Genomic DNA, 14030 nt, shown 5'->3' with positions numbered 1-14030 from the left:
GCGGTGGGCAAGACGGACAAGGGCGGCCTTTGCTGCGGCCGCCCGGCTTTCTTAACGCGATTCCAGCCAGCTTTTGCCGCCGGACGTGCAGGTGCTGAGGCTGGCGTATTGGCTCACATAGTTATAGCCGCTGCCACAGCCGCCTTCGCCCGATTTGACGGGGCCGTAGCAAGCGCCTTCATAGCTGAGCTTACCATTCACGGTGGTGCTTTTGACACAGAAATTGTAGTTGCTTGCCGTGGTGTTGTTGGGCAAGGTGGTGCCATTGTTTTGCCCGCAGCCCAGTTCCTTGCTCACGCTGCGCGCATAGTCGACCATTTTCTGGTACGTGCCGCTATAGTAGGCATCGGCCTTGGCTTTTTCTCCCAGCTTGCAGGCGGCGATTACGCTGTCGTAGCCGGAATCGGCCTGCGCATAGTTGCCCGATACCTGGATGCCGCAGGCGCTGGCCTGCTTGCGTTCCGCGTCGCTGATCAGATTGCTGTACTGGCAGCTTGCCGAGGTGCCGCTGGTGCCGCCCGCGCTGGTGGAACCGCTGCCCGAGCTGGTGTCGTCGCTGCCGCCGCCACCGCAGGCGGACAGCATGAGGCAGCCGAGTAAAGTAACGGCAAAGGTGGTTGGATGTGCTTGCATGATTTCCCCTGTGGACTGTGACGTGCCACCATGTATCTGGTGGTATCTTTTTTATTGCTACAAGGAATTGTATCGGGCATGTTTTTTGGAAACATCACCCATATGGGGTATGCGCAGGCGGCACGGAGCGGGGAAGGGCGGCCGGCTGGCCGCCCCGGCAGGGATCAGGCGAAGTGGAACAGCAGCAAGGCGATGACGGCAGGCACCGTTTGCAGGTAGAGGATGCGCGTCATGACGGTAGCCGCGCCCCACACGCCGGCCACGGCGATGCACGCCAGGCCGAACACGGTGAATGCATAAGCGATGGCCGCGTCCGGGTGAAAAAAGCCCAGTGCCAGCGCGGCGACGAGAAAGCCGTTGTAGCAGCCCTGGTTCGACATGGCGGGACGCACGATCTCCGCCTTTTCCTTGGACAGGCCAAACACCTTGCGTCCGCGCGCATCGAACAGCACGGTTTCCAGCAGCACGATGTAGACGTGCAGCAGCAGGATGAGGGCGGTAAGGATTTGGGCCAGTAGCAGCATTGTTGTTCCCGAAAGTGAATGGATGCGGCAATTATGCTGCCAAGTGCATGTTTTTTGGCAACTTTCGATTAGAGCAGCCGCGCTAGCGATAGTGTGCTTGGGGCAAGATTTTTCACCCAATGGTATACTTTTCCCTTTGCTCCTGTGGGGACGACCCCGCTCGATGTGGGGGCTGCATGGCGGGGACGACCCTGCCGCCTCGGGAGAAAAGTATGGCGTGGATCATTCTGGTATTGGCGGGTTTGCTGGAAATTGGCTGGGCCATCGGCCTCAAATACAGCGCCGGCTTTACGCGCCTCGTGCCCTCCGTGCTGACGGCTGTTTCCATGGTGGGCAGCGTGGTGATGCTGGGCCTGGCCTTGCGCACCTTGCCGCTGGGCACGGCCTACGCCATCTGGACGGGCATCGGCACCGTCGGCACGGCCATCTTCGGCATCATGGTGCTGGGCGAGCCGGCCAGCGCCGCGCGCATCGCCTGCATCGCCCTGATCGTGTCCGGCATCCTGGGCTTGAAATTGCTCAGCCCACAATAAAGGATGCCAGCATGAGTCTCGCCATGACCTATTTTTACCTCGGCATCGCCATCATCGCCGAAGTGATCGCCACCAGCGCCTTGAAGGCGTCCGAGGGTTTCAGCCGCTTGTGGCCCAGCGTCATCACCGTGGTTGGCTACAGCATCGCCTTCTGGTGCTTGTCCCTGACCTTGAAGGTCATTCCTACCGGTATCGTGTATGCGATCTGGTCGGGCGTGGGCATCGTGCTCATTTCCGCCGTCGGCTGGTTCTGGTTCAAGCAGAGCCTCGATACGCCGGCCTTGATCGGCCTGGGGCTGATCATTGCCGGCGTGCTCGTGATTAACTTGTTTTCCAAGTCCGTCGGGCACTAATCAGAAACTGCTGGCAACCCGCGCCAGGTAATACCACTCGGCATTGGCTTGCGCGTTGACGTCCGGGAACAGGATATAGGCGTCGAACTCGGCCGTCACGGGCGTGCCGTCCGCGCGCATGCCGATCTGCTCGCCCTGTTTCACCTTGTCAAAGCTGGACCAGGTCTTGATGAAGCGGTCGCCCGCATCGAGCTTGTCGTGCACGACGACCATGTTCAGCGCTTCCATGTCGGCGTCGGCGATGGCTTCCGGCTGCGGCGCGTCGATGAAGCCGAGGAAGGCGAGCGTATTCATGATGGCGCGGTAGGCAACGTCCGGCGCGGCCGGGTCCGCGTGCTGGCCGCATTCCAGGGTCAGCGCATAGCCGCCCGTCGAGCGCATGTATTCCGTCGTGCCCACGCCGTAGCGCAAGACCATGCCCACCTGGTCGCTGCTGCCCAGGCGGCGCTGCACGCCGGCGCCATAGGTTTGCAGCCAGCCATCGACGAAGCGGCGCACGCCCAGGCGGCGCGCCAGCGCGCGTTCCTTGTCTTCGTGCTTGAACGGTTGCAGCGGGCCATCGTTGTTGCGCGGACCCACCATGACGAAGGGCTGGCTGTCGGCATTGAACGAGTGCAAGTCCAGCAGCACGTCGTGCTGGCCCAGCAGCGGGCACAGCCAGTTGGCGATGCGGTCTTCGAAATCCTGTGGATTGTCGTTCGGGAACAGGTTGCGGTTCAGGTTGCGGTCGCCGCTGCGCACGCCCTTGGCGTAGGCAAGCGGGTTGGTGATGGGCACGAACGTGACGCTGCCGGCCACGATGGAGAGGGCGCCGCTGTCGAGTTCAGCCATCACGCGGTGGATGCCCTTGGTGCCGCAGGTTTCATTGCCGTGTACGGCGCCGGTGACGATCAGGCGCGGGCCGCTGCCCTGGCCCGTGTAGTTGATGGACTTGAAGTGGAGTGCGCTGCTCATGCTGGATATATCCTATTGTGTATCAGGGAAGGGAAAGCGGGGTCGGCATATTTTAGCGGGATTCGCCACAGGCTCCCGTAAAAATGTGCACATGGCCGGGCCCGGCATGGCATGATCGGCGCCACCGTTGTTTTCCCCTGTCGATTCCATGCCCAGCACCTCCCATCCTTCCCGCCTGTACGGCCTCGACACCCTGCGTGCGCTGGCCATCGTGCTCGTCTTCATGAACCATTATTTGCTGTTCGTCAGCGAGGGCGGGGCGTTCGGTTTCTGGGGCGAAATCGGCTGGACGGGCGTGGACCTGTTCTTTGCCCTCAGCGGCTACCTGATCGGCAACCAGATCTTTGCGGCCTTGCGCAGCGAGCACGGCTTTTCCTTGCCGCGTTTCTATGCGCGGCGCTTCCTGCGCACCTTGCCCAGTTTCTACGCCGTGCTGGCCCTGTATTACTTGTGGCCCGCGTTTCGCGGTGATAGCGCGTTATTGCCGCTGTGGAGATTTCTGACCTTTACGCAGAACATCAATCTGACGCCGGGCACGGCGTTTTCCCATGCGTGGTCGCTCTGCGTGGAAGAGCAGTTCTACGTGCTGCTGCCGGCCGTGGCGCTGCTGATCGCCGCTTGCCGCAAGTCCTTGCTGTGGGCGTGGCTGGCCGTGGCCGCCAGCTTTATCGTCGGCATGCTGGTGCGCGCCTATTTGTGGGATGAGTATGTGCAAGTGCCGCGCGGCGGCCTTGGCTATTACAAGTATATTTATTACGCGTCGTGGTGCCGCTTCGACGAGCTGGTGGCGGGCGTGGCGCTGGCGCTGCTGAAGAATTACCATCCGCGCGCCTGGGCGCGCCTGACATCCCATGGCAACCGCAGCTTGCTGGCCGGAATCGCGGGCACGGCGCTGATGTTTTATGTGTTTCTCAACGATCACTATGGCTACTGGGTGACGGTGTTCGGCTATCCGGCCCTGGCCGCCAGTTTTACCCTGCTGCTGATCGCGGCGCTCAGTCCCGCCAGCGCACTGTATCGACTGCGCGTGCCGGGCGCGGCCAGCCTGGCCCTGTGGTCGTATGCGATTTACTTGCTGCACAAGCAGCTGTGCATTTTATTGCGGCCCTATTTGCAAAACGTTGGCCATGGCGCCGACAGCCTCACAGCGATACTGGTCAGTATTGCTGTCAGCATCGCCACGGGCTGGCTTTTATATGCATTGGTGGAAACACCGTTCATGCGCTTGCGGGCGCGCTATGTGCCCGCCAATCACGCCTGATTTACATATCGATGACGTCGAGCCCACGCGGCGTGCCCACCAGCAATTCCAGGATTGCATGCACGCGCAGATTCGTGTCCTCGTGTTCCGTGTTGACGATCAGGTTGCGCAGGCCGGGCACGGCTTCCGTGATGTGGTCGCTGGCGTAGGCGTTGATCAATAACAAGACCAGGTCCGTGGCACCCGCGCCGGGCTGGCGCCGCAGCCGGTCGTGGATCACGTTCAGCAGCGCACGCTGCATGCGCGGCGTGGGATTGGTGATGCAGGCGAAGACGCTCGGCGTGTTGGCGATGGCCGCGCAGATGCGCCGCTCGATCTCGTCGGGTTTCACGTCGGAAGCGATATCGAAATACGCGGCGTCCCAGCGCGTGCGCGCATACGGATGATGGGGCGGGAAGGAGTCGGCCGTTTCAAAACCGCAAATGCGGCTCAGGGTTTTCAGCCAAGTTAGTATGGTGGAATTCATGCCCCGATTCTAGCGGCATTCAAGGCGCCGCGGGCCCCCTCTATATAAAGGAGGCTGACGCCCGGAGAATGATTAAAGTTTCCTGTAAAACAGCCCTTGTCATTCTGGGAAAGCCTCTCTATAATGCTGGTCTTCGGGGCGGTTAGTTCAGCTGGTTAGAATACTTGGTCGACATCCAAGGGGTCGGGGATTCGAATTCCTCACCGCCCACCAGAATTTGGCAGTAGATGGTTTTAAAGGCGATTGCTGATGCGGTAATCGATAAAAAGTTTTACGGGCGGTTAGTTCAGCTGGTTAGAATACTTGGTCGACATCCAAGGGGTCGGGGATTCGAATTCCTCACCGCCCACCAGAATGCAGTTAGAGAGAAAGGGTAAACCGGTTATGACACCGCGAACTACTACCAAGCTTTGGGAGTGACGCTAGTCGAACGGGTTTCCTTTGTCTCAAGAAAGTGAAAAACGCGGCTAGTCCGCGTTTTTTTGCGTCCGCGTTTTCCTTTCAATTTTTCAGTCCACACCACATTGCAGTTTTACCTGGCGCCAGCGCCGATATGGAGATCAATATGCTTACAATCCGACTTCCCGATGGTTCCGCCCGTCAATTCGACGGTCCGGTCACCGTGGCCCAGGTTGCGGCCAATATTGGTGCCGGCCTGGCCAAGGCTGCCCTGGCCGGCAAGGTCGATGGCAAGCTGGTCGATACTTCCTATCTGATCGAGCAAGACGCGGAACTGGCGATTGTGACGGACAAGGACGCCGACGGTCTGGAAGTGATCCGCCACTCGACGGCCCACTTGCTGGCGTATGCCGTCAAGGAATTGTTCCCCGACGCGCAAGTGACCATCGGTCCCGTGATCGACAACGGCTTTTACTATGACTTTGCCTACAAGCGTCCGTTCACGCCGGAAGATCTGATCGCGATCGAAAAGAAAATGGCGGAACTGGCCAAGAAGGACGAGCAAGTCACGCGCAAGGTTGTCGCGCGCGACGAAGCCATCGAGTACTTCAAGGGCATCGGCGAAGCGTACAAGGCTGAGCTGATCGGTTCGATTCCGGCCGACCAGGAAGTGTCGCTGTATTCCGAAGGCAAGTTCACGGACTTGTGCCGCGGCCCCCACGTGCCGTCGACGGGCAAACTGAAAGTGTTCAAGCTGATGAAGCTGGCCGGCGCCTACTGGCGCGGCGACTCGAAAAACGAGATGCTGCAGCGTATCTATGGCACGGCCTGGGCCAAGAAGGAAGACCAGGAGCTGTACCTGCACAACCTGGAAGAGGCGGAAAAGCGCGACCACCGCAAGCTGGGCAAGCAGCTCGATTTCTTCCATTTCCAGGAAGAAGCGCCGGGCCTGATCTTCTGGCATCCGAAAGGCTGGTCGATCTGGCAGCAGGTCGAACAATACATGCGCAATGTGTACCAGGTCAACGGTTACCAGGAAGTCAAGGCGCCGCAAATTCTTGACCGTGGCCTGTGGGAAAAAACCGGTCACTGGGACAATTACCGTGAAAACATGTTCATCACGGAATCGGAAAACCGCGCGTATGCGCTGAAGCCGATGAATTGCCCTGGCCATATCCAGATTTTCAACAATGGCATGCGCAGCTACCGCGACCTGCCATTGCGCTACGGCGAATTCGGCCAATGCCACCGCAACGAGCCGTCGGGCGCCTTGCACGGCATGATGCGCGTGCGCGGCTTTACGCAGGATGATGGCCACATCTTCTGCCTGGAAGAGCAGATCGCCGGCGAAGTGACGGCGTTCCACCAGCAGGCGATGGATGTGTACACGGCTTTCGGCTTCACGAATATCGATGTGAAACTGGCTTTGCGTCCCGATAACCGCATCGGCACGGAAGAGTCGTGGGATTTCGCCGAGGAATCCCTGCGTTCGGCCCTGCGCGCCTGCGGCGTGGAATGGACGGAATTGCCGGGCGAAGGCGCGTTCTACGGTCCGAAGATCGAGTATCACCTGAAGGACAGCCTGGGGCGCGCATGGCAGGTGGGCACCGTGCAGATCGATCCGTCGATGCCGGGCCGCCTGGGTGCCGAATATGTGGCCGTGGACAATACGCGCCAGGTGCCGATCATGCTGCACCGCGCGATCGTCGGTTCGCTGGAACGTTTCATCGGCATCCTGATCGAACACTATGCAGGCGCCATGCCGCTGTGGTTGTCGCCGGTGCAGGTGTCGGTGTTGAATATTTCCGACGCTCAAGCTGACTATGTACAGGAAGTTACAACAAAACTGCGCAAAGCGGGGCTGCGCGTACAGGCTGATTTGCGTAACGAGAAGATTACCTATAAAATACGTGAACATTCCGTACAAAAATTGCCTTACATCTTAGTGATTGGCGACAAAGAGCGGGATGCGAATACAGTGGCCGTGCGGGCGCGGGGCAATGTCGATCTGGGCGTCATGTCCGTCGATGCCCTGATAGAGCGACTCAAACATGAAGTCGACACCAAGGCCTGACGAGGAAACTCGCTGCACGACCGTCTTACAAGATTTTTAAAGGAAATTACAATAGCTACTGACAAGTCACATCGCATCAATGGCGAAATCACTGCCCCTGAAATGCGTTTAAGCGGGGTCGATAACGAGCCACTCGGTATCGTAAGTTTGGCTGAAGCCTTCCGCCTGGCGGAAGAGGCAAACGTCGATCTGGTGGAAATTGCGCCTACCGCGCAGCCACCGGTGTGCCGTTTGATGGACTACGGCAAATTTAAGTATTCGGAGCAAAAGAAAGCTCACGAAGCCAAATTGAAGCAAAAGATCATCCTCGTGAAGGAAGTCAAATTCCGTCCGGGGACTGATGATGGTGACTACAATATCAAATTGCGTAATCTCATCAAGTTCCTTGAAGATGGCGATAAAACCAAGATTACCTTGCGTTTCCGCGGTCGTGAGATGGCGCATCAGGATATTGGCTTCCGCATGCTGGAACGTCTGAAAGCCGATCTGGAGCCGTACGGCCAGGTCGAGCAGTTCCCGAAGATGGAAGGCCGCCAAATGATCATGGTTCTTTCGCCTAAGAAGAAGAAGTAAGCTACAATAGCGTTTTACTGTGGATCGACGTGGTTTGTGCCTGCATGGGCGCGACACCAGATTCCAGGCAGAATTTGCGCGGCCCGGTCAGCAATGCCCGGGCCGCGTGAACTGTAGTGGACTCGCATCCGCTGCACAACATGTGAAAGCAGGCATCTAAGCGCAGCGTCGTGTTGCCACCTGCAATCCTGTTATAAATGGAGCTGTCCGTAAGAGGACAGATTGCTATGCCTAAAATGAAGACCAAAAGCTCCGCGAAAAAACGTTTTCGCGTGCGTCCAGGTGGAACAGTCAAGTCGGGTCACGCGTTCAAACGCCACATCCTGACCAAGAAAACCACCAAAAACAAACGTCAGTTGCGCGGTACCCGTAACATCAACGCATCGGATGTCACATCCGTCATGCGCATGATGCCGACTGCTTAATCTCACACTCAATTTAAGGAGTTACTATGCCTAGAGTAAAACGTGGGGTTACAGCTCGTGCCCGTCATAAGAAGATTCTTGTTCAAGCTAAAGGCTACCGTGGTCGCCGCAGCCGTGTATACCGTGTTGCCAAGCAAGCAGTTATGCGCGCTGGCCAATACGCTTACCGCGATCGCCGCAACAAGAAGCGCGTTTTCCGCCGCCTGTGGATCGCCCGTATCAACGCCGCTTCCCGTGAGCATGGCGTAACGTACAGCGTATTCATGAACGGCTTGAAAAAAGCAAATATCGAACTGGACCGTAAAGTCCTGGCCGATATGGCTGTGATGGACAAGCCAGCATTCGCTGCGATTGTCAACGCAGTTAAAGCAAAAATCGCTGCGTAAGCATCGGTCATTGCACAACGTCATCCGTAGGGTGACGTTATAAAGAGCGGGGCAGGGGTGTGAACCTTATGCCCCGTTTCCGTTTTTGATTGTTGGGTTCTAGATTACTAAATCCAGGATTGATTTCCAAAACAGGAAAAGCCGCATGAACTCCCTAGAAGAACTCGTCGTCTCGGCCCAGGCTGACTTTATCGCCGCCGCGGACGCTGCCGCACTTGAAAACGCCAAAGCCCGCTACCTGGGCAAGACTGGCCAGATTACCGAAATGATGAAGGGCCTGGGCAAGCTGGATCCGGACGCGCGCAAGGCGCAGGGCGCCCTGATCAACGCCGTCAAAGTGCAGATCGAAGACGCGCTGACGGCGCGCCGTGATGCGCTGGCCGATGCCCAGATGCAAGGCCGCCTGAACGCCGAAGCGATCGACGTGACCCTGCCAGGCCGTGGCCGCATGCCGGGCGGCATTCATCCCGTGATGCGCACGTGGGAGCGGGTCGAGGAAATCTTCCGCTCCATCGGTTTCGACGTGGCCGACGGCCCCGAAATCGAAAACGACTGGACCAACTTCACGGCGCTCAACAGCCCGGAAAACCATCCAGCCCGTTCCATGCAGGACACGTTCTACATCGATGGCAACGACACCGATGGCAAGCCCTTGCTGCTGCGCACGCACACGAGCCCGATGCAGGTGCGTTATGCGCGCACGCATACGCCGCCGATCAAGGTCATCGCGCCGGGCCGCACCTACCGCGTCGACAGCGACGCCACCCATTCGCCGATGTTCCACCAGGTCGAAGGCCTGTGGATCGCCGAAGACATCAGCTTTGCCGACCTGAAGGGCGTGTACCTGAACTTCGTCAAGGCCTTCTTCGAAACGGACGACTTGCAAGTGCGCTTCCGCCCGTCGTACTTCCCGTTCACGGAACCGTCGGCCGAGATCGACATCGCCTTTGGCTCCGGCCCGTTGAAGGGCCGCTGGCTGGAAGTGTCGGGCGCCGGCCAGGTGCATCCGACCGTGGTGAAGAACTTCGGCCTCGATCCCGAGAAATTCATCGGTTTCGCTTTCGGCTCCGGTCTGGAACGCTTGACGATGCTGCGCTACGGCATCAACGACCTGCGCCTGTTCTATGAAGGCGACTTGCGTTTCTTGAAGCAATTCAACTAAGCGTTGTTCCGTTTGATTCATGGCGCTTGAGCGCCTGTGCGCTCGCGCTGTGAGCTTTGACCCTTTGAAGGCTTGATTATGCAATTTTCCGAAAACTGGCTCCGTACCATGGTCGATCCGAAGATGACTTCGGACGAACTGGCCCATCTGCTGACCATGTCCGGTCTCGAAGTCGAGGACGTCGATCCTGTCGCGCCCCCGTTCTCGAACGTGGTGGTGGGCCTGGTCCTGGAGATGGAAAAACATCCGAACGCGGACCGCCTGAATGTGTGCCAGGTCGACGTCGGCACGGGCACCATGCTCAACATCGTCTGCGGCGCGCCGAACGTGCGCCCGGGCTTGAAAGTCGTCTGTGCGATGGCGGGCGCCGTGCTGCCGCCTGGCGCCGATGGCAAGCCGTTTGAAATCAAGGTGGGCCAGCTGCGCGGCGTCGAGTCGCAAGGCATGCTGTGCTCCGCGCGCGAATTGAAATTGTCGGAAGAAAACGCCGGCTTGATGGAATTGCCGGACGACGCGCCAATCGGCCAGAATTTCCGCGATTACTTTGCGCTCAACGACTTGAAATTCACCATCAAGTTGACGCCGAACAAGGCGGACTGCCTGTCCGTGCTGGGCGTGGCGCGCGAAGTGTCGGCCTTGACGGGCGTGCCCCTGAATGCGCCGCAGTTCCGCACCGTACCTGTTTCCAGCGATGAAATCCTGCCCGTGAAAGTCAGCGCGCCGGACTTGTGTGGCCGTTTCACGGGCCGCGTCATCCGCGGCTTGAACGCCAAGGCAGCCACGCCGGACTGGATGAAGCAGCGCCTCGAGCGCAGCGGCCAGCGTCCGCTGTCGGCCCTGGTCGATATCTCGAACTATGTCATGCTGGAACTGGGCCGTCCCAGCCACGTGTTTGACCTGGCCAAGATCCACGGCAGTCTCGACGTGCGTTGGGGCAAGGCGGGCGAATCCGTCAAGCTGTTGAACGGCAATACCATTGCCGTCGACGAGTGGATCGGCGTCATTGCTGATGATAAAGAAATCGAATCCTTGGCCGGCATCATGGGCGGCGACGCCAGCTCCGTGTCGGACGATACGGACAGCATCTATCTGGAAGCGGCATTCTGGTGGCCGAACGCCATTCAAGGCCGCGCGCGCCGTTTGAATTTCTCGACCGATGCGGCGCACCGCTTCGAGCGCGGCGTCGATTTCGCCACCACCGTCGAACACATCGAGCGCATCACGGCGCTGATCGTGGAAATCTGCGGCACGCCGGCGACGACCGTCGGCCCCGTCGACGACCACGTGGTGAACTTGCCGCAACGCCAGCCCGTATCGATGCGCACGGCGCGCGCGCAAAAAGTCATCGGCGTGCCGCTCAACGATGAGCTGATCGCCGATATCTTCACGCGCCTGGCCCTGCCATACACCTTGGCGGACGGCGTGTTTTCCGTGACCTCGCCCAGCTACCGTTTCGACATCGAGATCGAGGAAGACCTGATCGAGGAAGTGGCGCGCGTGTACGGCTTTGAAAACATCCCGACCTTGCCGCCCGTGGCCGCGAACGTGATGCAGATTGCACCGGAAAATACCCGCTCGCTGTTTGCGGTACGTCATGAACTGGCCGACCTGGGCTTCCAGGAAGTGGTTAACATGAGCTTTGTCGATACGGCATGGGAGCGCGATTTCTCGGGCAACACGAACCCGATCAAATTGCAGAACCCGATCGCCAGCCAGATGAGCGTGATGCGTTCCTCGCTGATCGGCAGCCTGATCGCCAATGTGCGCTACAACCTGAACCGCAAGACGAACCGCGTGCGTATCTTCGAAGTAGGCGCCATCTACCAGCGCGACGACAGCGTGGAAAACGGCCCGTTGTCGGTGGCTGGCTACGCCCAGCCCAAGCGCGTGGCCGCCATGGCCTACGGCGCGGTTGCCGACGAGCAGTGGGGCCAGGCTGCGCGCACGGTCGACTTCTTCGACGTGAAGGCGGACCTGGAAGCGCTGTTCGCGCCGCTGGTCTTGCGTTTCACCAAGGCGGAGCATCCGGCACTGCATCCGGGGCGTTCGGCCAACGTGGAGCTCGATGGCAAGGTCATCGGTTTCATCGGCGAATTGCACCCGCGCTGGATGCAAAAGTATGACCTGCCGCTGGCGCCCGTGCTGTTCGAAGTCGACGCCGCTGCCTTGACGCAAAGAGTCGTGCCCGCGTACCAGGAAATCTCGAAATTCCCTGGCGCCAGCCGCGACTTGGCCGTGGTCGTCAAGCAATCGGTGGCCGTGCAGGATCTGCTCGACAGCTTCCACGCGGCAGCGAAGGCGAGCCCGGCAGCCCGTATCGTGCAAGCCATTGTTTTATTTGATGAATATCGTGGAAAAGGTCTGGAGGCGGATGAAAAAAGCCTTGCTTTCCGGATTAGCTTGCAAGATACTCAAAACACCCTGCAAGACGATGTCGTCGATGGCCTGATGGCTGTCCTGATCGATGCGGCCAAGCAGGGCCACGACGCGAAACTGCGTTCGTAATTACCGGACTGGCCGTCGCCTTGCGTGACGGCCTTTCCGTCGTCAATCGTAGACGAGCTTGCCATGTGGCGAGCTCGGGCGCACAGAAAAGGCAGGGCAGGAAAATTAATAACAGCGACGTTGATTCCGCCGTACTGCAATCCGCACTGGCCGCCGATTTGCATCGGGCCATGCTGGTTGCCAAAGTGCGCCAGGAAGCGGAAAAAGATTTACCGACCTTGACCAAGGCGGAGCTGGCCGAACTGTTGTTCGAGCAAGTGGGCCTGAACAAGCGCGAAGCGAAGGATATGGTCGAGACCTTTTTCGATGAAATCCGCAACGCGCTCGAGCGTGGCGAGGCCGTCAAGTTGTCCGGTTTCGGCAATTTCCAGTTGCGCGACAAGCCGCAGCGGCCGGGCCGCAATCCGAAGACGGGCGAAGAGATCCCCATCACGGCGCGCCGTGTCGTGACCTTCCATGCGAGCCAGAAGCTGAAAAGCATGGTCGAAGAGACCAGTCCGCTGGCACGTGCTGCCTGAGTGAGTGGCGATGAACGAGCGCATCAGTAAAACCGAGTTGATCGCCTTGCCGCCCATTCCGGCGAAACGCTATTTCACGATCGGCGAGGTGAGCGAGTTGTGCGGCGTCAAACCGCACGTATTGCGCTACTGGGAGCAGGAGTTTTCCCAGCTCAAGCCGGTTAAACGACGTGGCAACCGCCGTTATTATCAGCACCATGAGGTGCTGCTGATACGCCGCATCCGCGAATTGCTGTACGAGCAGGGCTTTACCATCAGCGGAGCGCGCAACAAGCTCGACAGCCGTGGCGCATCGCATGGCATCGCCGACGAGCTGCCAGCGCTGCCGGCCATGCCTGCCGTGCCGCAGGAAGCGCCGCTGGACCGCGTGTGGATACGCAATGAATTAATGGCGATTTTAACCTTGCTAAAATAAGATTTGTACCAATATAGGTGGGGTTGTCCGGTAGCGGTTGACCAAGTTGACTATACTGCATGGATGCTCCGCCTTGGCGTTGACGCTACCGTACGGCGCGCCATATTTTGAATATAATGTTAATGTTGCGTTTTTGTTAGTGACGCTGAACCGGAGCAGCGTTCAGGTTCCGGTAGTCTTTCCCAGGCCAGGAAAATTTAAGGGGAAACAATGATACGCGTTGCCATTTGTGATGATCACCAAATAGTACGAGCTGGATTCAAACAGATTTTTTCGTCGTCAAGCGACTTCAGTGTGGTGGCGGAAGCCGGTACGGGGCGCGAAGCGCTCGATATCGCCCGCCGCGAAATTTGCGATGTATTGCTGCTCGATATCGCCATGCCCGATCAAAGCGGCATCGATACCTTGCGCACGATCCGCCAGGGCCAGCCGGAATTGCCCGTGCTGATACTCAGCGGCTATCCCGCGCAGCAATACGCGCTGAACCTGTTCAAGATGGGCGCGAACGGCTATCTGAACAAGGAATGCGAAGCCGACGAGCTGATGACGGCCGTGCGCACCGTATTCCAGGGACGCCGCTATGTCAGCTCCACCGTGGGCGAGTTGCTGGCGCAGTCGTTCGACCGTGACACGAATGCCGCCCTGCATACGGAATTGTCGGACCGCGAGTTCCAGGTCTTCCTGCGCCTGGCGCGTGGCGCCACCGTATCCGATATCGGCGTGGCCTTATCGCTGAGCATCAAGACGGTCAGTACCTACCGTACGCGCATCATGGAAAAAATGGGCTTGCAATCTAACAGCGACTTGACCTATTACGCAATGAAAAACAATTTGCTTGACTAGCGCTGC

16 protein-coding genes and 2 tRNA genes are annotated in these 14030 nt (G+C 58.9%); 14 read left to right on the top strand and 4 right to left on the bottom strand.

The annotated features are described in order from the left end of the window. Positions 1–51: 51 nt before the first annotated feature. Positions 52–633 (bottom strand): hypothetical protein, encoded by a 582-nt coding sequence (locus IGS55_RS14545; RefSeq protein ID WP_230516238.1) that lies wholly within the window; start codon positions 631–633, stop codon positions 52–54. 164 nt (positions 634–797) lie between these two features. Then, positions 798–1157 (bottom strand): DUF1304 domain-containing protein, encoded by a 360-nt coding sequence (locus IGS55_RS14540; RefSeq protein ID WP_034751924.1) that lies wholly within the window; start codon positions 1155–1157, stop codon positions 798–800. Between the two features lie 212 nt (positions 1158–1369). Here IGS55_RS14540 and sugE point away from each other — a divergent pair, with 212 nt between their 5' ends. Together sugE and IGS55_RS14530 are read left to right on the top strand one after the other, a co-directional pair. Beyond that, positions 1370–1690: a quaternary ammonium compound efflux SMR transporter SugE gene (gene sugE, locus IGS55_RS14535; protein ID WP_046684095.1), complete on the top strand. Its 321-nt coding sequence runs from the start codon at positions 1370–1372 to the stop codon at positions 1688–1690. 23 nt (positions 1691–1713) lie between these two features. Beyond that, entirely contained in the window at positions 1714–2043 is a 330-nt protein-coding gene (locus tag IGS55_RS14530) for an SMR family transporter (RefSeq protein WP_099400615.1), read from the top strand. Here the strand turns inward: IGS55_RS14530 and IGS55_RS14525 are convergent, their stop codons facing one another. Beyond that, on the bottom strand, positions 2044–2997 hold the full coding sequence (locus tag IGS55_RS14525; protein WP_230516237.1) for a succinylglutamate desuccinylase/aspartoacylase domain-containing protein: 954 nt from the start codon (positions 2995–2997) through the stop codon (positions 2044–2046). It abuts the gene before it with no gap. Positions 2998–3145: 148 nt separating this feature from the next. On the opposite strand from IGS55_RS14525, the gene IGS55_RS14520 reads away from it, so the two are divergent. Then, positions 3146–4258, top strand: a complete 1113-nt coding sequence (locus IGS55_RS14520; RefSeq protein WP_230516236.1) for an acyltransferase family protein — start codon at positions 3146–3148, stop codon at positions 4256–4258. Position 4259: 1 nt separating this feature from the next. Here IGS55_RS14520 and IGS55_RS14515 read toward each other — a convergent pair whose 3' ends face one another. Next, positions 4260–4724, bottom strand: coding sequence for a hypothetical protein (locus IGS55_RS14515; protein ID WP_230516235.1), 465 nt, complete (start codon positions 4722–4724; stop codon positions 4260–4262). A 136-nt stretch (positions 4725–4860) separates the two neighbouring features. Between IGS55_RS14515 and IGS55_RS14510 the strand changes: the two genes are divergently transcribed. From IGS55_RS14510 to IGS55_RS14460, 11 genes are all read left to right on the top strand, one after another. Next, positions 4861–4937, top strand: a tRNA-Val gene (locus IGS55_RS14510). A 62-nt stretch (positions 4938–4999) separates the two neighbouring features. Next, positions 5000–5076, top strand: a tRNA-Val gene (locus IGS55_RS14505). Between the two features lie 213 nt (positions 5077–5289). Then, entirely contained in the window at positions 5290–7197 is a 1908-nt protein-coding gene (thrS, locus tag IGS55_RS14500; protein WP_230516234.1) for a threonine--tRNA ligase, read from the top strand. A gap of 12 nt (positions 7198–7209) precedes the next feature. Next, positions 7210–7770 carry a translation initiation factor IF-3 gene (gene infC / locus IGS55_RS14495; RefSeq protein WP_205711303.1) on the top strand — a complete coding sequence of 187 codons (561 nt, stop codon included), beginning with the start codon at positions 7210–7212 and terminating at the stop codon, positions 7768–7770. A gap of 227 nt (positions 7771–7997) precedes the next feature. Then, complete coding sequence (rpmI, locus tag IGS55_RS14490) at positions 7998–8195, top strand: 50S ribosomal protein L35 (protein WP_038493025.1); 198 nt, start codon at positions 7998–8000, stop codon at positions 8193–8195. A 26-nt stretch (positions 8196–8221) separates the two neighbouring features. Further along, entirely contained in the window at positions 8222–8581 is a 360-nt protein-coding gene (rplT, locus tag IGS55_RS14485; protein WP_010399214.1) for a 50S ribosomal protein L20, read from the top strand. 145 nt (positions 8582–8726) lie between these two features. Continuing rightward, a complete protein-coding gene (pheS, locus tag IGS55_RS14480) occupies positions 8727–9743 on the top strand; it encodes a phenylalanine--tRNA ligase subunit alpha (RefSeq protein WP_034751917.1) in 1017 nt (338 codons plus the stop codon). A gap of 78 nt (positions 9744–9821) precedes the next feature. Next, the gene (gene pheT / locus IGS55_RS14475; RefSeq protein ID WP_230516233.1) at positions 9822–12248 is read left to right on the top strand and encodes a phenylalanine--tRNA ligase subunit beta; all 2427 of its coding nucleotides are present in this window, start codon (positions 9822–9824) and stop codon (positions 12246–12248) included. A 170-nt stretch (positions 12249–12418) separates the two neighbouring features. After that, positions 12419–12766, top strand: coding sequence for an integration host factor subunit alpha (locus IGS55_RS14470; protein WP_010399205.1), 348 nt, complete (start codon positions 12419–12421; stop codon positions 12764–12766). Between the two features lie 10 nt (positions 12767–12776). Then, complete coding sequence (locus tag IGS55_RS14465) at positions 12777–13181, top strand: MerR family transcriptional regulator (RefSeq protein WP_230516232.1); 405 nt, start codon at positions 12777–12779, stop codon at positions 13179–13181. Between the two features lie 210 nt (positions 13182–13391). Then, a complete protein-coding gene (locus IGS55_RS14460) occupies positions 13392–14024 on the top strand; it encodes a response regulator (RefSeq protein ID WP_034783185.1) in 633 nt (210 codons plus the stop codon). The last annotated feature ends 6 nt before the right edge of the window (positions 14025–14030 follow it).

It is taken from the genome of Janthinobacterium sp. EB271-G4-3-2, assembly GCF_020858035.1.
In the GTDB taxonomy this organism is placed as follows: Bacteria; Pseudomonadota; Gammaproteobacteria; order Burkholderiales; family Burkholderiaceae_D; genus Janthinobacterium; species Janthinobacterium aestuarii.
Note: the sequence above shows the minus strand (reverse complement) of the source record. Positions and strands in the feature narration are given on the sequence as shown.